Here is a 15,709-nt window from a genome sequence, read left to right as displayed (position 1 = left end):
GGTGGGCGGGCCGCGAGGGCTGTCCGTGCCCGGGTGCGGGTAACGGACACGGACAGCCCTCGGTCACCCTCGGTCAGTACGTCATCGGTGGCGTGCGAAGCAGCGCGTCATCGGTGGCGTGCGAAGCCCGGCGAGGTGGGCCGTGGCTCCGGCAGGGCGTCGGTCCGGCCGGTCGGGCCGGTGAGTACGGAGCCCAGCCAGCCGAGCAGGAAGCCGACCGGGATCGAGACGAGCCCGGGGTTGCGCAGGGGGAACACCGCGAAGTCCAGGTCGGGCAGCAGGGCGTTCGCGCTGCCGGAGACCTGGGGCGACAGGCACATCAGCGCCATGGACGCCGCCAGACCGCCGTAGACGCTCCAGGTCGCGCCCCGGGTGGTGAAGCCCTTCCAGAACATGCTGTAGAGCAGGGCCGGGACGATCGCCGAGGCGGCCACGGCGAAGGCCAGGCCGATGAGGAAGGAGACGTTCAACTTCTGTGCGAACACGGCCAGCAGGGTCGCGGCCGTGCCGACCCCCACGGCCGCCATGCGCGCGACGAACAGTTCGCGCTTGCCCGTCGCGGTGCCCCGGGTGAGGAACGCGCCGTAGATGTCGTGCGCCAGCGAGGTCGCGGCGGCGAGGGTGACACCGGCGACGACGGCCAGGACGGTGGTGAAGGCCAGGCAGGCGACCAGGGTGAGCAGCAAGGAGCCGCCGATCCTCGCTCCGAGGAGGAGGACGGCCGTGTTGCCGGAGGGGTTGTCCGCCGCGATCACGTCCGTACCGACGACCGCCGCGGCGCCGAAGCCGAGGATCAGGGCGGCCACGTAGAACACGCAGGTCAGCAGGGCCGCGTACTGGACGGATGTGCGGGCGCCGACCGGCGTGGACACGGTACTGAGCCGCATCAGCAGATGCGGGAGCCCGGCGGCTCCGATCAGCAGGGCCAGTTGCTCGCTGAGCGCGTCGAGCCCGGTGGGGCCGCCGTTGCCGAAGCGGATGCCGGGGGCCAGGAAGTCGTCGCCGTGGCCGCTGCGTTCGGCGGCGGCGCTCAGCAGGGCGCCCGGGTCGAAGTCGAACCTGGCCAGGACCAGTACGGCCAGGGTGATGCCGCCGCCGATCAGTACGACCGCCTTGACGGTCTGGACGAGGGTGGCCGCCCGCATACCGCCGAGGACGATGTAGAGGATCATGAGCGCGCCGAGGCCGACGGAGACGGACTGCTCCATGCCCTCGCCGGCCGAGCCCAGGATGCCCACGGTGAGCGCGCTGGCGCCGACCAGCTGGGCGATCAGATAGAGCAGGCAGACCGTGAGGGTGGCGATGCCCGCCGCGAGGTGCACGGGCCGGGAGGCCAGTCGGCGGGCGAGGCGGTCGCCGATGGTGAACTCGCTCATGCTGTGGTAGCGCTCGGCCACCAGCAGCAGGATGACGATCCAGGAGACGGCCGGGCCGAGGACCGAGAGCGTGCCGTCGTACCCGGTGAGCGCGATCAGGCCGGGGCTGCCCAGCAGGGCCGCCGCGGACATGACGTCCCCGAAGAGGGCGATGCCGTTGTGGCCGGGCTTGAGGAGGCCGTCGCTGACGTAGAACTCGGTGACCGTCCCCCGCTGCGGGCTCGCCCACATCACGAGGAACAGGGCGCAGACGAGGAAGACGAAGAAGACCTGGAGATCGGCGGTGACGTAGTCCCTGGTCATGGGCGTGGCTCCGGCTGCTCCGGTCGTCCGGCCGGGGTTCCCAGGCTTTCGACGAGCGGGTCGATCGAGGTCACGCAGTGACGGGCGTACCACTGGACCCAGGCGGCGACGGCGACGAGATGCAGCAGGCCGAGGCAGAGGCCCACGTTCAGCGGGCCGGCCACCGACAGGGCCATGACGTCCCGGCCCGCCTCCGACAGGCCGCTGATCAGCAGATACAGGACGATGATGGGGGCGGCGACAAGGAGCGCGTGGCGGCGCGCTCTTCGTATCGTGCGCTGGACGCCCGCCGACTCCAGGGCGTCGGACAGGGTGGTGGCCGAGGCCCAGGGCAGTGAGCCGTCGCGGGGGTGGCGGTGGGCCAGGTCGGCGGCGATGCGCAGGGCCCAGGCCCGGCGTTCCCGGACGGTGGCCGCGGTCGTGCGGGAGCCCGCGCTCAGCGACTGCCCGTAGTGGATGCTGAGGTCGACCGGGCTCGGGTACGACCGTCGGCAGCGCTCGATCGCCTGGGCCAACTCCTGGTCGGAGTAAGGCTGTTCGTGGTGCAGAGGGCTCAGATAGAGGATCGCGGCCACGAGCGGGTCCTGCTGGGGCTGCCGGAGGGCCGTCGGCTGTGGTGGCCTCGGGGGACGTTTCTTCTGCGGATACATGAGTGGCTCTTCGTGTCGTCGGTTACGTCGCGTGCGTCGCTTCGCGGTACGGGCGACGCGCCGCACTGACCGCTGCTCCCCGTAGGGGCGCGGTGACGCATGGTCGCGTCATCGCGACATCACAGAGCCTTGGGTCCGTGTGGGCATAGCCCGTGTGCCGCCCTGTGGCACACGGACTTGCCGAATGGGAAAAGTGCAGGTCAAAGGGGGCGTGCGAAGGGGCCGACGCGCGGTCGGACATATGGCGGGTTCCGGGGAGATGCTGTGCGGTGTCCCCTCTTGCCGGTCGGGGTGCGCCGGTCCTGCCGGTCGGGGTGCGCCGGTCCTGCCGGTCGGGGTCCGCCGGTCCCGCCGGTCGGGGTGCGCCGGTCCCGCCGTTCGGGTCAGTCCAGGTAGCCCCTGAGTTGGTCGGCGAAGGCGTGGTCCCGGAGTTTGTTGAGGGTCTTGGACTCGATCTGGCGGATGCGTTCGCGGGTGACGCCGAAGATGCGGCCGATCTCCTCCAGGGTGCGGGGGCGGCCGTCGGCGAGGCCGTAGCGGAGCTGGACGACCTTGCGTTCGCGTTCGCCGAGGGTGGACAGGACCGCTTCGAGGTGCTCGCGCAGCAGCAGGAACGCCGCCGACTCGACCGGGCTCGCCGCGTCACCGTCCTCTATCAGGTCGCCGAGCGCCACATCGTCCTCCTCGCCGACCGGGGCGTGCAGCGAGACGGGTTCCTGGGCCAGGCGCAGGACCTCGCTCACCCGCTCGGGGAGCAGATCCAGATGGGCCGCCACCTCTTCCGGTGTGGGCTCGTAGCCGCGCTCCTGGAGCATGCGCCGCTGGACCCGGACGACCCGGTTGATCAACTCGACCACGTGGACGGGGACGCGGATGGTGCGGGCCTGGTCGGCGAGGGCCCGCGACATGGCCTGGCGAATCCACCAGGTGGCGTACGTGGAGAACTTGTAGCCACGGGCGTAGTCGAACTTCTCGACGGCCCGGATGAGCCCCAGGTTGCCCTCCTGGACGAGGTCGAGCATGGTCAGACCGCGGCCGACATAGCGCTTGGCCACGGAGACGACGAGGCGGAGGTTGGCCTCGATGAGACGGCGCTTGGCCATCCGGCCCATGACGACCAGCCGGTCCAGGTCCAGCGCCAACTCCCCGTTCAGACAAGGGGTGTTGAGCAGCTTCTCCTCGGCGAACAGGCCGGCCTCGACACGGCGGGCGAGTTCGACCTCCTCGGCGGCCGTGAGCAGGGGGATACGGCCGATCTCGCGGAGGTACTGGCGGAACAGGTCGGACGAGGGCCCGGCGGCCTCGGTGCGGCCGCGCGGCGCCTCCACGGGTTCGGGCGGCTCGGCCGCTTCCAGGGCCTCCACGGCGGCGGGCGGCTCGTCGGGGCCGGGCGGGGCGTCCGGGGCCGCCTCGGGGTGGTGCGCGGCGCGGCTCTGGGCGGGCACCGCGTGGATGACGTCGGACTCCGCGTGGATGACGTCCGACTCCGCGTCGGATTCCACACCGTCGGCCTTGCCGACGGCACTGGGGGCGGTACTGATGTCGTTCTGTATGAGGGTCTGGGTCTGCACGGGGGCGACCTCCAGGAATGTCGCTGCTGAGGCGTACGGCAGCGGTACGTCGGGGATGACGCGGGCGGCCTCGCCGCCGTCCATCCCGTACTCATCGGGCGGAACCGCGGGGATCTCTGACCCAGGGGGGAAGGGTCGGCCGCGCTCCGAGGACTCAGGCACCGCACCCCAGTGTGGAGTACGACACACAGCCGCCACGAGGGGCTTGCGGTGACTTTTTGCGTCCGGCCCGTGACCGGCCGGTGAGGCCCGGACGGAAACCCATGTGCCGGGGCCGGGGCGGATCTGGCACGATCCGCTGGTGTCCGCTTCTCTGTACGAAACACATGTGACCGTCCGCTGTGCCGACGCCGCCGAGTCGGAACGACTGTCGCGCTGGGCCGCCTCGGCCGACCTCAAGCTCACCCCTATCGAACTGGCCCGGGGGCGGATGCGTACGCAGCCCATGCTCACCCTCGCGGGTTCCCCGTCGTACGCCCATGAGGCGGCGCGGGCCCGGCAGGTGGCGGCACGGCTGCGGGAGGACGGCTTCGAGCCCGTACGGGTCAAGATCGAGTCGACGCCCTGGGCCCCGGAGGTGCCGGACGGGCCCTGCGGTGGCGGACAGTACTTCGAGCACCATGTGAAGCTGCTGCTGGACGCGGACACCGATCTCGACGCCCTGGCCTCCCTGGTGGTCCCCCACGGCGCGCATCTGTCCTGGAACGCGCGGCGGACGCGGGGCGGCGGACGGCATGAGCGGTTCGTGACGCAGCGGTGCCGTGGGGTGGACGCGGCGGGTGCCGGGCGGGCGCTGGAAGAGCTGCTGGCGGAGCTGCGCGGCTTCGAAGTGGTGGACGTGGAGCGGGAGTTCGTGCTCCACGACAGTGACGAGTCGGTGGACGACGGCTGGATCGAGGAAGGCGTCGAGACGGGCTTCGAGGACGGATTCAAGGACGGCTTCGAGGACGGCTTCAAGGACGGGGTACGGCGATGAGCGGGCGTTGGGGCGTCTACGGCTGGGAGAAAGAGGAACTGCCCAAGGAGCCGCTGGACGACGAGGTCCGGGCCGCGAAGCAGCTGCCGCGCACCCTGCGTCCCGTGCCGGGCGACGACGTGGTGCAGCGGCCGGTGTTCGATCCGGCGCTGAAGCAGTACCAGAACGCCTACCGGGCCACCGACCCCGCCTTCGCCGACCCGGTGCGCGGCGCGGCCTGGCGCACCGCCCGACGGCAGGCGCTGGATCTGGTCCTGTCCGCGATCGCCGGCTCCGTATGGGTGGACTCGCTGGTGCTGCGCGGCAGCGTGCTGATGTCGGCGTGGTTCCCCGAGACCGCCCGTGAGCCCGGTGACCTGGACTTCGTCGTCGTACCGCACTCCTGGAAGATCGACGACCCGAGGACGGCCGAGATGCTGGACGGGATCGCGACGGCCGCCGAGACGCTGGCGGCCGCGCGGGGCCCGGAGGTGGGGATCTCGGCGGCGGGGGCGGTCGTGGAGGACATCTGGACGTATGAGCGGGTACCGGGCCGCCGGATGGTGGTGCCGTGGTCGGCGCCCGGTCTGCCCGGTGGGCATGTCCAGCTGGACTTCGTGTTCAACGAGAGGCTGCCCGAGGAGCCGGAGCCGGTGGAGCTGCCGGGCGGGGCGATCGTGCGGGCGGCGACGCCGGCGCTCTCCCTCGCCTGGAAGCTGATGTGGATCATCAACGACATGTACGCGCAGGGCAAGGACCTCTACGACGCCGTCCTCCTCGCCGAGCGCCATCCCCTCCCCTACGAGCTGCTGCACGAGGTGTTCCGGCTGTCGGGCGAGTGGCCCTACCCGTACCGGGAGAAGGTCCTGCTGGAGGACGTGGTCGAGGGCGTCGGGTATGTCGAGTGGGACCACTTCGTCGTGGAGTACCCGCGGTTCGCCGACGACGAGCGGGAGTTCGCGGAGCGGCTGGTGCGGGCGGTGACGCCGACGTTCGAGAAGGGCCCGGAGGAGGGTTCGGGCGGAGGCTCAGAGGGCGTCGGCGCCGTGCGTCCGTAGGGCCTGGTCGTACTGCTGGAGGACCCACAGCTCGTTCTGTACGGCGGCGATCTGGGCGGGGTCGCCGTGGGCGGTGACGCGGGCGAAGGTGCTGTGGACGTCGTGCAGCCGTCGCTCGACCGCGCGACGACGGACCCGGACGAGGACCTCGCCCGCGTACACCTCGTCGACCGATCTGCGCATGATCGGCTCGACGGCCAGCTCGGTCACCATGGCGCGCACGGTGTCGTCCGGCGCGGCCTCACGGACCCGGATCAGATACTCCTGCGGGTCCTCGACGCCGTACTCGACCCCGCCCGCCTCGATGATCGTCTGGCGTACGGCGGCGTACTGGTCGGCGGTGAACTCGTCGACCCCGTACGCGTCGAACGCCGGGGCCACCAACTCGGGGCGCTGGAGGGCGAGTTTGAGCAGCTCGCGCTCGGTGGCGTAGACGGGGTTGCGCAGGGTGAGGGCCGGGCCGGAGGGACGGCGGGGCGTGGACGCGTACGGCTCGGCGGGGTGCTGGGCCGCCGGGGCCGGGCCCTTGCCGCCCCGGTCGCGGGCCCAGCGGGCCAGCTGGGCGACGCGCTTGACGACGAACTGGGTGTCGAGGATGCCGAGCAGGCCGGCGAGCTGGACGGCGACCTCGTGCTGGGCGCCGCTGTTCTTGATGCGGGCCACGATCGGCGCGGCCTCGTCCAGGGCGCCGGCACGGCCCGCCGGGGTCTCCAGGTCGTAGCGGGCGACGATCTGGCGCAGCGCGAACTCGAAGAGCGGGGTGCGGGGTTCGGCCAGCTCGGCGACCGCCTCGTCGCCCTTGGCGAGGCGCAGATCGCAGGGGTCCATACCGTCCGGGGCGATCGCGATATACGTCTCGGCGGCGAACTTCTGGTCGTCCTCGAAGGCGCGCAGGGCCGCCTTCTGCCCGGCGGCGTCACCGTCGAAGGTGAAGATCACCCGGGCCGAGCCGTTGTCCATCAGCAGTCGGCGGAGGATCTTGATGTGGTCGCCGCCGAAGGCCGTGCCGCAGGTCGCGATGGCCGTGGTCACCCCGGCGAGATGGCAGGCCATGACATCGGTATAGCCCTCGACGACCACGGCCCGGCTGGACTTGGCGATGTGCTGCTTGGCGAGGTCGATGCCGTACAGGACCTGGGACTTCTTGTAGATCGCCGTGTCGGGGGTGTTGAGGTACTTGGGCCCGGTGTCCGCCTCGTACAGCTTGCGGGCGCCGAAGCCGACGACATCCCCCGCGATGTCGCGGATCGGCCACATCAGCCGGCCCCGGAAGCGGTCGATCGGATTGCGGCGGCTCTCCTGCGACAGCCCGGACAGCAGCAGTTCCTTGTCGGTGAAGCCCTTGCCGCGCAGATAGCTGGTGAGGTGGTCCCAGCCCTGGGGGCTGTAGCCGACGCCGAAGTGGAGGGCGGCGGCCTGGTCGAAGCCGCGCTCGGCGAGGAAGATCCGGCCGGTCTCGGCCTCGGCGCTGGTGGCCAGCTGCTCCGCGTACCACTCGGCGGCGATCTTGTGCGCCTCGACCAGACGGATGCGCTCGCCGCGCTGGTGGGAGGGGTTGTAGCCGCCCTGCTCATAGCGCAGGGTGATACCGGCCTGGGCGGCCAGCCGCTCGACCGCCTCCGAGAAGGACAGGTGGTCGACCTTCATCACGAACGTGATGGTGTCGCCGCCCTCCTGGCAGCCGAAGCAGTGGAAGAGCCCCTTGCTCGGACTGACCTGGAAGGACGGCGACTTCTCGTCATGGAAGGGACAGAGCCCCTTCAGATTCCCCCCGCCCGCGCCGCGCAACTGGAGATACTCGGACACCACGGCGTCGATCGGAACCGCGTCCCGAACCGCCTTCACGTCCTCGTCGTTGATCCGTCCAGCCACGGGGAGATTCTACGGGGGGCCACTGACAGCTTTGGGGCGCGACCGAGGGGGCGCGGGGCTGTATCGATATGCGGCTCCGCCGCGTGGGCGCGACCAGCCCACGACGGCCCGCAGTCGCCCCACCACAGATCCCGGCAGACTCTTAGGCGACCAGGCTCTCCAACGAAACCTGAGGACTCGAAAGCGCCTCGACATCGACCTGCGCCCGAGCCCTGATCAGCTTCTGGATCGTCTCCGTGACGTCCCACACATTCACGTTCATCCCGGCCAGCACTCTCCCATCGCGTACCCAGAACGCGATGAACTCCCGCTTGCCGGCATCCCCCCGGATCACCACCTGGTCGTACGACCCGGGCGGCGCCCACCCCGAGTACTCCATGCCCATGTCGTACTGGTCGGAGAAGAAGTAGGGCACCCGGTCGTAGGTGATGTCCTTGTCGAGCATGGCGCGGGCGGCGGCGGGACCGCCGTTGAGGGCGTTGGCCCAGTGCTCGACCCGCAGCCGGGTGTCGAAGAGGACGTGCGGGAAGGACACGACATCGCCGGCGGCGTAGATGGAGGGGTCGGACGTACGGAGGCGGCCGTCCACCTTGACTCCGCCGCCCTCGGAGCGGTCGGCCAGCTCCAGCCCGGCGGCTTCGGCTAGCCCCGTGCGGGGCCTCGCCCCGATCGCCGCGAGGACGTCGTGCGCCGGGTGCTCCTCCCCCGTGTCGGTGCGGGCGGCGAGGACCATGCCGTCCTGGCCGACGATCTCGGTGAGCCTGGCGCCGAAGTGGAAGCGGACGCCGTGCTCGCGGTGGAGTTCGGCGAAGAGATTGCCCAGCTCGGGGCCGAGGACATTGTGCAGCGGGGTCGGCTCCGGTTCCACGACGGTGACCTCCGCGCCGTATTCGCGGGCCGCCGCCGCGACCTCCAGGCCGATCCAGCCGGCGCCCGCGATGACGAGGTGGCCGTTGTCCCGGCCGAGGGCGGTGAGGACGCCCTTGAGGCGTTCGGCGTGGGCGAGCCGCCGTAGGTGGTGGACACCGGCTAGGCCGGTGCCGGGGATGTCCAGCCGGCGGGGTTCGGCGCCGGTGGCGAGCAGCAGCTTGTCGTAGTGGACGAGGGTGCCGTCGTCGCCGAAGCGGACGGTCTTCGCCGTACGGTCGATCGCGTCGACGGTCTGGCCGAGGTGCAACTCGATGTCGTGGCGGGCGTACCAGGAGGGTTCGTGGACGAAGACGCTGTCGCGTTCCTCCTTGCCGAGCAGATAGCCCTTGGAGAGCGGGGGGCGCTCGTACGGGTGGTCGCGTTCGTCGCTGATCAGTATCACGCGGCCGGTGAAGCCCTCCGCTCGGAGCGTCTCGGCCGCCTTCGCGCCGGCGAGACCGCCTCCGACGATGACGAATGTGTGATCCGCGTCGACCACTTGATGCCTCCTACGGGGTGTCTGAGGGGTGTCCCCTCAGAAAACACAGCTGGTGCCGCCATCTTGGAGCGTCCCGCACAGAGCGTGATGCGGGAAGAGGTAGTGACCCGAACAGGCCACTCAGGGTCACGTTCGAGTCAGTCCGGCGTGCAGGGTGCGGGCGGAGGTGTCGGTGAGGGAGGCGATCTGGTCGACGATCACCCGCTTGCGGGCGCGGTCGTCCGGGGCCGCGTCGAACAGTGCGCGGAACTGGGGTTCGAGGCCCTCCGGGGCGCGGGCCGTGAGCGCCTCCGCGAGTTCGGCGACGACGATCCGCTGGTCGGCGCGGAGCCGTTCCTGCTCGGCGCGCTGCATGACATACCGGTCGGCGACCGCCTTGAGGACCGCGCACTCCAGCCGCGCCGCGCGCGGTACGACCAGCTCGGCGTCGTACCGGGTGAGTGGCCCGCTGCCGTACGCCTGCCTGGTGGCGCCCTCGGCGGCCAGGCAGAAGCGGCCGATGAGCTGGCTCGTGGCGTCCTTCAGCGCGGCCTGTGCGACGGCCGTACCGTCGTAGCCGTGCGGCCACCACTCCTGGTCCAGGAGCCGGTCCAGGGCCTCGGCGAGTTCGGCCGGGTCGGTGTCGGCGGCCACGTAACGGCCGCGCGCGACCGCGAACACCTCCTGGCGTTCCGGTTCCGCGTGCAGACAGCCCGGGTCGATATGGCCCGCGTGCAGACCGTCCTCGATGTCGTGCACCGAGTACGCCACGTCGTCGGACCAGTCCATGACCTGCGCCTCGAACGTCGTCCGTGTGCCGGGGGCGCCCTGTCTGGCCCAGTCGAACACCGGGCGGTCGTCGTCGTACACGCCGAACTTGGGCGACTTGGGGTCCGTGGGGTGGGCGCCCCTCGGCCAGGGGTACTTGGTGGCGGCGTCGAGTGAGGCGCGGGTCAGATTGAGGCCGACGCTCACGAGGGCGCCATCCGGCTCGGCTTCGGGGGGCCGGACAAAGCGTTTGGGTTCGATACGGGTGAGGAGGCGCAGGGACTGGGCGTTGCCCTCGAAGCCGCCGCAGTCCTCGGCGAATTCGTTCAGGGCCTGTTCGCCGTTGTGACCGAACGGGGGGTGGCCGAGGTCGTGGGAGAGGCAGGCCGCCTCCACCAGGTCCGGGTCACAGCCGAGGGCCGCGCCCAGCTCCCGGCCCACCTGGGCGCACTCCAGGGAGTGGGTGAGGCGGGTGCGGGGGCTGGCGTCCCACACCTGGGTGCGGGTGCCTGGCGTCACCACTTGGGTTTTGCCGGCGAGTCTTCTCAGGGCCGCCGAGTGGAGGATGCGGGCGCGGTCTCGTTGGAACGCGGTTCGGCCTGGGCGTTTGTCGGGTTCGGGGGCCCAGCGTTCGGTTGACGGGGTGTCGTACGGCATGGGTCGACAGTAGGCGGGGGGTGTGACATTTGGGTGCCTATGCGTCTGCCGGGTTGGGTTGGTTGGCGGGTGCGGGTTCGTTGTGGCTGGTCGCGCAGTTCCCCGCGCCCCTATTTCGGCGGCCTTGGTCCATCCCTGCTTACACGGCGCCCTACGCCGTCGCCAGCAATGGTTCTGCCGGTGCCTTCGCCTGGTGTGTCAGTGCCTCGTCGTAGCGATGCAGGATCAGGCTCGCCATTGACTTGTGGGCTCCCAGCGGGGCCGCGGCGATCCAGGGAGCCGCCTCCGCCGACTCCGTCGCGAAGCGGCCCGGTGCCGTGAAGTACGACGCCACCGCTATGCGGTCGCGGCTCTGGGCTCGTAGGAGGCGGGTCGCCTCCTTGACCGTGGGGGTCGCCGCCGAGGCGTACGCGTTGAGGACCGGGACGCCCAGTCGGGACTCCAGGAGGGCGGCGGTGTGGCGGGCGTCCAGGGCCGCTTCGGGGTCCCGGGAGCCCGCGGCGGCCAGGATCACCGCGCTGGTGCGGCGTTCCGCCCTTGTCATGTGCGGGGGCCAGCCCGCCTCCAGGAGGCGGGTGTGCAGGGTGTCCACCAGGAGGGGGTGCGGGCCCAGGGGGGTCGCCATGTGCGTGCGGGCTCCCGACGCGGCCGCCATCTCGGGGATGTCCTGCTTGACGTGGTAGCCACGGCTGAGCAGGAGGGGGACCAGGACCGCTTCCCGGTCGCCGAGGGCGGCGAGGGTGTCGGGGAGCAGGGGCTCGTTCAGCTCGATATGGCCGAGGCGCACGGAGAGGCCGGGGCGCTGTTCGCGTACGCGGTCCATCAGGGCGCGTACGGTCGCCAGCGCGCGCGGGTCCCGGCTGCCGTGCGCCACGAGGACGAGCGCGGGCGCGGGCCGGGGCGAGCGCCGGGTCCCCTGGAGGGAGACGAGGCTGAACTGGGTCATGAGGAAAGGGTGCCGGGGGGAGGTTGCCTGCCCGTTGCGCGGGAATCACGGGGATTTTCCAGGGGTTCACAGGGCGGGGTCGGGGTGTGTGAAGTGGCGTGACCTGCGGATTCGAGGGCGGGCAGTGAGGCTCGTCACGCTGATGAGTGAACCGGATCATCGCGTATCGCGTCTTCGTTGGGCGGAATGACGGGTGAGGGCGACCGCTGCCGGGACCGTCGGAAACATTCAGGACACAAACGTTCAGGACATGGCCTGGAGGGGCGATGAGTGGGGGGTCCGGTGAGGTGGAGGGCGTAGTACGGCGGGGGTGGCTCCGGGTTCGGTCGGTTCGGCCTCGGCTGCCGCGTACGCGGGCCGGGTGGCGGCGGGGCGTGCAGGTGGGGATGGTGGCGTGTGTGCTGGGGCTGCTGCCGGCCACCTGGATGTTCACCGCCGCCGACGGGCGGCTGCGGACCACCGGCGATGTGCCGCGTACCGATGTCGCCGTCGTCTTCGGGGCGGGGCTGTGGCAGGGCGAGCCGTCGCCGTATCTGGCGCGGCGGCTGGACGCGGCCGTCGAGTTGTACCGGACGGGCCGGATCGAGGTCGTGCTCGTCACCGGGGACAACAGCCGCCAGGAGTACGACGAGCCCGACGCCATGCGCGCCTATCTCACCGAGCACGGGGTGCCCGACGCGCAGATCGTCAGCGACTACGCCGGGTTCGACACCTGGGACTCCTGCGTCCGGGCCAAGAAGATCTTCGGGGTCGACCGGGCGGTGCTCATCAGCCAGGGCTTCCACATACGCCGGGCGGTCGCGCTCTGCCAGGAGGCCGGCGTCGAGTCGTACGGCGTCGGGGTGCAGGACCGGCACGACGCGACCTGGTACTACGGCGCCACCCGCGAGCTGTTCGCCGCGGGCAAGGCGTCCCTGGACGCCCTGTTCAAGCCGAACCCCCGGTTCCTCGGGCCTGAGGAACCGGGGGTGGAGAAGGCGTTGGCCTCCGCGGCATCGGCGCGTTGACGTCTTATGGGACGGCGCCCCCGGGACGGGTTCTCCCGGGGGCGCCGTCCCGGGTGACGTCTCACCCGTTGGCGTTCACGCGGTCACGGCGGGGCCTCGGTCAGAAGCTGCCCCAGGTGCCCTGGTTCACCGCGCAGCTCCACTTCTTGCCGTTCGAGTACTTGCCGTAGACGGTGAACTTCACCTGGTACTTGTCGGTCCGCAGCAGGCGCGTGCTGACCCGGAAGCCGGCCTTCTGGCCCGGCTTCAGCGTCTTGGCGGCGATCTTGACGATCTGGTCGGTCTTCTGGGTGATCCGGCCGATCGGCCGGGTCGTCACGGTCGCCTTGCCGAAGCGGAAGCTCTTGGTGTTCTCGACCTTGAGGCTGACCTCCTTGAACGTCGACTTCTTCGTCGCGTTCTTGAGGCCGAAGTTGAGGCCGCCGTTGGTCACCCAGTTGTTCTGGTCGATGTAGAACTTCGTCTGGTAGGTGACCTGGGCCCCGCAGCTGGCGGCGGCCTGCGCCGAGACGCCCGACGCGGACGTCGTCGCGACGTCCGCCGCCGAGGCGGCACCGGCGAGGCCCAGCTGGGCGGCGGTCAGGGCGGCGGTGGCGCCCAGGACGGCGGCGGTGGTGCGCATACGGTTCACGATGGTGGTACCTCTTCCCCCTACGGCCCCTTGAGGGCCACGAGACTGGACGGTGCCCCATGAGGCTCACAGAACCCCCATGTCTGTGGCACGCCCGTAGTTCTTAGCACGCACGAACGAACGTGGGGATGGCAAGCGGTGCGGGGAGCCCGCACGGTGACAGAATCGGGACATCTCCTGCACATCGCGTCCACCATGGGCGTGCGGCGCTGGGGAGTTGAGGGTGCGGGTGCGGGTGGGGCCGGGGGCTTCCTCACGGTGCGTGCGGGCTCGGCGGGAGGTCCCCGTGCCGGTCGTGTAACGGGGGGCGTGCCGGTGTGTAACACGGTCGACGCAGGGTGAGTGGTATGCCTACCTCCGCGACGCCCACGCACTGCCCGTACTGCGCCCTGCAGTGCGGGATGAATCTGACGCCCGCCGCCGCCGGGGACGATTCCGTGGTGGTGCTCTCCGAGCGGGCCGACTTCCCCGTGAACCGGGGTGCGCTGTGCGGCAAGGGGCGTACGGCGCCCGCCGTGCTGTCGTCGCGGGTGCGGCTGACGACGCCGCTGGTCAGGAGAGGCGGCAAGGGCGGCGTACTGGAGCCCGCCTCCTGGGACGAGGCGCTCGACCGGATCGCCGAGGGGCTCCGTCGTACGCGTACGGAACATGGGCCGGACGCGGTGGGGGTGTTCGGCGGGGGCGGGCTGACGAACGAGAAGGCGTACGCGCTCGGGAAGTTCGCGCGGATCGTGCTCGGGACCTCGCAGATCGACTACAACGGGCGTTTCTGTATGTCTTCCGCTGCGGCTGCCGGGATCAAGGCGTTCGGGCTCGACCGTGGGCTGCCCTTCCCGCTGGAGGACATTCCGAAGACCGGGTGTGTGTTGTTGGTCGGGTCGAATCTCGCCGAGACCATGCCGCCCGCGCTGCGGTATCTGACCGAACTGCGGGAGAACGGCGGCAAGTTGATCGTCGTCGATCCGCGGAGGACTCGGACCGCCGAGCAGGCCGATCTGCATCTCGCCCCCCGGCCCGGGACCGATCTCGCGCTCGCCTTGGGGCTCCTGCATCTTGCGGTGGCGGAAGGGCGTACCGATGAGGAGTACATCCGGGAGCGGACCGTGGGGTGGGAGGACGCCCGCGCCTCGGCCATGGCCCACTGGCCCGAGTATGTGGAGCGGATCACCGGGGTGTCCGTGCCGGAGTTGCGCGCCGCGGTTCGGATGTTCTGTGAGCCCGAGCATGCGATGGTGCTGACCGCTCGGGGGCCCGAGCAGCAGTCCAAGGGGACCGACACCGTCAGCGCCTGGATCAACCTGGCGCTGGCCACCGGGCGGCCCGGGCGGCCCCTGTCCGGGTACGGGTGTCTCACCGGGCAGGGCAATGGACAGGGCGGGCGGGAGCACGGGCAGAAGGCCGATCAGCTGCCCGGGTACCGCAAGCTCGTCGATCCCGAGGCGCGGCGGCATGTCGCCGAGGTGTGGGGGGTCGATCCGGACTCGCTGCCCGGGCCCGGGCGCAGTGCGTATGAGCTGCTGGACGCGTTGGGGACGGATGTTCGGGCGCTGCTGTTGATGGCGTCCAATCCCGTGGTGTCGGCGCCTCGGGCCGCGCATGTCGAGGACCGGATCAAGTCGCTGGACTTCCTGGCGGTTTGTGACGTGGTGCTGTCGGAGACCGCGGAGTTGGCGGATGTCGTGCTGCCGGTGACCCAGTGGGCCGAGGAGACCGGGACGACGACGAACCTTGAGGGGCGGGTGCTGTTGCGGCGGCGGGCGATCACGCCGCCGGAGGGTGTGCGCAGTGACCTTGAGGTCATGCATGAGCTGGCCGCTCGGCTCGGGGTGGAGGGGGCGGAGAAGGGGTTTCCCACCGATGCCGAGGAGGTGTTCGAGGAGTTGCGGCGGGCCAGCGCGGGTGGGGTGGCCGACTACTCGGGGATCACCTATCGGCGGTTGGTGGAGGAGGATGGGGTGTTCTGGCCTTGTCCGGCCGAGATTCACCCCGGAACGCCGCGGATGTTCTCGGAGGAGTTCGCCACCGAGGATGGGAGGGCTCGGTTCGTCGGGGTTTCGCATCGGGCCATTGCCGAGGAGCCCGATGAGGAGTATCCGGTGCTGCTGACCACCGGGCGGGTGGTGTCGCAGTATCAGTCGGGGGCTCAGACCCGGCGGGTGGATGAGTTGAACGCGGCGGCGCCCGGGGCGTTCGTGGAGTTGCATCCTCGGTTGGCCGAGCGGGTGGGGGTGGCCGAGGGGGATCGTGTGGTCGTGGTGTCGCGGCGGGGGCGGGCGGTGGCGCCCGCGCGGATCAGCTCGGGGATTCGGCCGGACACCGTGTTCATGCCGTTCCACTGGCCGGGGGAAGGGCGGGCGAACACGTTGACGAATCCGGCGCTTGATCCTACGTCTCGGATGCCGGAGTTCAAGGTGTGTGCGGTGCGGGTTGAGGCCGACGGGGGGCGCCTTCTGTAGGGGGTGGGGCGGGGCCGGGGCGGCGGCGGGGGCGCTGGGGGCGGGGCCCTGGTGGGTGGGGTGGTGGGGCGC

Annotated in this window: 12 protein-coding genes; 4 read left to right on the top strand and 8 right to left on the bottom strand. The window is 70.9% G+C overall.

Annotation, left to right across the window (positions count from 1 at the left end):
• Positions 1-107: 107 nt before the first annotated feature.
• The 3 genes from ACWD4G_RS44445 to ACWD4G_RS44435 all read right to left on the bottom strand — a co-directional run bounded on the left by ACWD4G_RS44445 (position 108) and on the right by ACWD4G_RS44435 (position 4,062).
• Positions 108-1,679, bottom strand: coding sequence for a solute symporter family protein (locus ACWD4G_RS44445; RefSeq protein ID WP_451304234.1), 1,572 nt, complete (start codon positions 1,677-1,679; stop codon positions 108-110).
• A complete protein-coding gene (locus ACWD4G_RS44440) occupies positions 1,676-2,329 on the bottom strand; it encodes a DUF485 domain-containing protein (protein WP_451304232.1) in 654 nt (217 codons plus the stop codon). Before ACWD4G_RS44440 ends, ACWD4G_RS44445 begins: the two co-directional genes overlap by 4 nt.
• Before the next feature lie 383 nt (positions 2,330-2,712).
• Complete coding sequence (locus ACWD4G_RS44435; protein ID WP_451304230.1) at positions 2,713-4,062, bottom strand: RNA polymerase sigma factor; 1,350 nt, start codon at positions 4,060-4,062, stop codon at positions 2,713-2,715.
• A 139-nt stretch (positions 4,063-4,201) separates the two neighbouring features.
• Here ACWD4G_RS44435 and ACWD4G_RS44430 point away from each other — a divergent pair, with 139 nt between their 5' ends.
• Both ACWD4G_RS44430 and ACWD4G_RS44425 read left to right on the top strand, forming a co-directional pair.
• Positions 4,202-4,876, top strand: a complete 675-nt coding sequence (locus tag ACWD4G_RS44430; protein WP_451304228.1) for a hypothetical protein — start codon at positions 4,202-4,204, stop codon at positions 4,874-4,876.
• Entirely contained in the window at positions 4,873-5,913 is a 1,041-nt protein-coding gene (locus ACWD4G_RS44425) for a nucleotidyl transferase AbiEii/AbiGii toxin family protein (protein WP_451304226.1), read from the top strand. Before ACWD4G_RS44430 ends, ACWD4G_RS44425 begins: the two co-directional genes overlap by 4 nt.
• On the opposite strand, the gene dnaG is transcribed toward ACWD4G_RS44425, so the two are convergent.
• From dnaG to ACWD4G_RS44405, 4 genes are all read right to left on the bottom strand, one after another.
• Positions 5,884-7,785 (bottom strand): DNA primase, encoded by a 1,902-nt coding sequence (dnaG, locus tag ACWD4G_RS44420; RefSeq protein WP_451304224.1) that lies wholly within the window; start codon positions 7,783-7,785, stop codon positions 5,884-5,886. The two genes, ACWD4G_RS44425 and dnaG, sit on opposite strands and share 30 nt — an antisense overlap.
• 142 nt (positions 7,786-7,927) lie before the next feature.
• Positions 7,928-9,193 carry an NAD(P)/FAD-dependent oxidoreductase gene (locus ACWD4G_RS44415; protein ID WP_451304222.1) on the bottom strand — a complete coding sequence of 422 codons (1,266 nt, stop codon included), beginning with the start codon at positions 9,191-9,193 and terminating at the stop codon, positions 7,928-7,930.
• 126 nt (positions 9,194-9,319) lie between these two features.
• Positions 9,320-10,597, bottom strand: coding sequence for a deoxyguanosinetriphosphate triphosphohydrolase (locus tag ACWD4G_RS44410; protein ID WP_451304220.1), 1,278 nt, complete (start codon positions 10,595-10,597; stop codon positions 9,320-9,322).
• Between the two features lie 151 nt (positions 10,598-10,748).
• Positions 10,749-11,543, bottom strand: a complete 795-nt coding sequence (locus ACWD4G_RS44405) for a sirohydrochlorin chelatase (protein ID WP_451304218.1) — start codon at positions 11,541-11,543, stop codon at positions 10,749-10,751.
• Between the two features lie 386 nt (positions 11,544-11,929).
• Here ACWD4G_RS44405 and ACWD4G_RS44400 point away from each other — a divergent pair, with 386 nt between their 5' ends.
• A complete protein-coding gene (locus tag ACWD4G_RS44400; RefSeq protein ID WP_451304266.1) occupies positions 11,930-12,550 on the top strand; it encodes a SanA/YdcF family protein in 621 nt (206 codons plus the stop codon).
• A gap of 100 nt (positions 12,551-12,650) precedes the next feature.
• On the opposite strand, the gene ACWD4G_RS44395 is transcribed toward ACWD4G_RS44400, so the two are convergent.
• Positions 12,651-13,172: a hypothetical protein gene (locus ACWD4G_RS44395; RefSeq protein WP_451304264.1), complete on the bottom strand. Its 522-nt coding sequence runs from the start codon at positions 13,170-13,172 to the stop codon at positions 12,651-12,653.
• Between the two features lie 356 nt (positions 13,173-13,528).
• On the opposite strand from ACWD4G_RS44395, the gene ACWD4G_RS44390 reads away from it, so the two are divergent.
• Positions 13,529-15,637 carry a molybdopterin oxidoreductase family protein gene (locus ACWD4G_RS44390; protein WP_451304216.1) on the top strand — a complete coding sequence of 703 codons (2,109 nt, stop codon included), beginning with the start codon at positions 13,529-13,531 and terminating at the stop codon, positions 15,635-15,637.
• The last annotated feature ends 72 nt before the right edge of the window (positions 15,638-15,709 follow it).

It is taken from the genome of Streptomyces sp. NPDC002643 (genome assembly GCF_053592555.1).
This window is presented reverse-complemented; position numbering and strand designations above follow the sequence as displayed.

Excerpts from the sequence above, each read along its gene's own strand:
- ACWD4G_RS44445 (WP_451304234.1), bottom strand. The coding sequence starts at position 1,679 with ATGACCAGGGACTACGTCACCGCCGATCTCCAGGTCTTCTTCGTCTTC.
- ACWD4G_RS44440 (WP_451304232.1), bottom strand. The coding sequence starts at position 2,329 with ATGTATCCGCAGAAGAAACGTCCCCCGAGGCCACCACAGCCGACGGCC.
- ACWD4G_RS44425 (WP_451304226.1), top strand. The coding sequence starts at position 4,873 with ATGAGCGGGCGTTGGGGCGTCTACGGCTGGGAGAAAGAGGAACTGCCC.
- ACWD4G_RS44410 (WP_451304220.1), bottom strand. The coding sequence starts at position 10,597 with ATGCCGTACGACACCCCGTCAACCGAACGCTGGGCCCCCGAACCCGAC.
- ACWD4G_RS44405 (WP_451304218.1), bottom strand. The coding sequence starts at position 11,543 with ATGACCCAGTTCAGCCTCGTCTCCCTCCAGGGGACCCGGCGCTCGCCC.
- ACWD4G_RS44400 (WP_451304266.1), top strand. The coding sequence starts at position 11,930 with ATGGTGGCGTGTGTGCTGGGGCTGCTGCCGGCCACCTGGATGTTCACC.
- ACWD4G_RS44395 (WP_451304264.1), bottom strand. The coding sequence starts at position 13,172 with ATGCGCACCACCGCCGCCGTCCTGGGCGCCACCGCCGCCCTGACCGCC.
- ACWD4G_RS44390 (WP_451304216.1), top strand. The coding sequence starts at position 13,529 with ATGCCTACCTCCGCGACGCCCACGCACTGCCCGTACTGCGCCCTGCAG.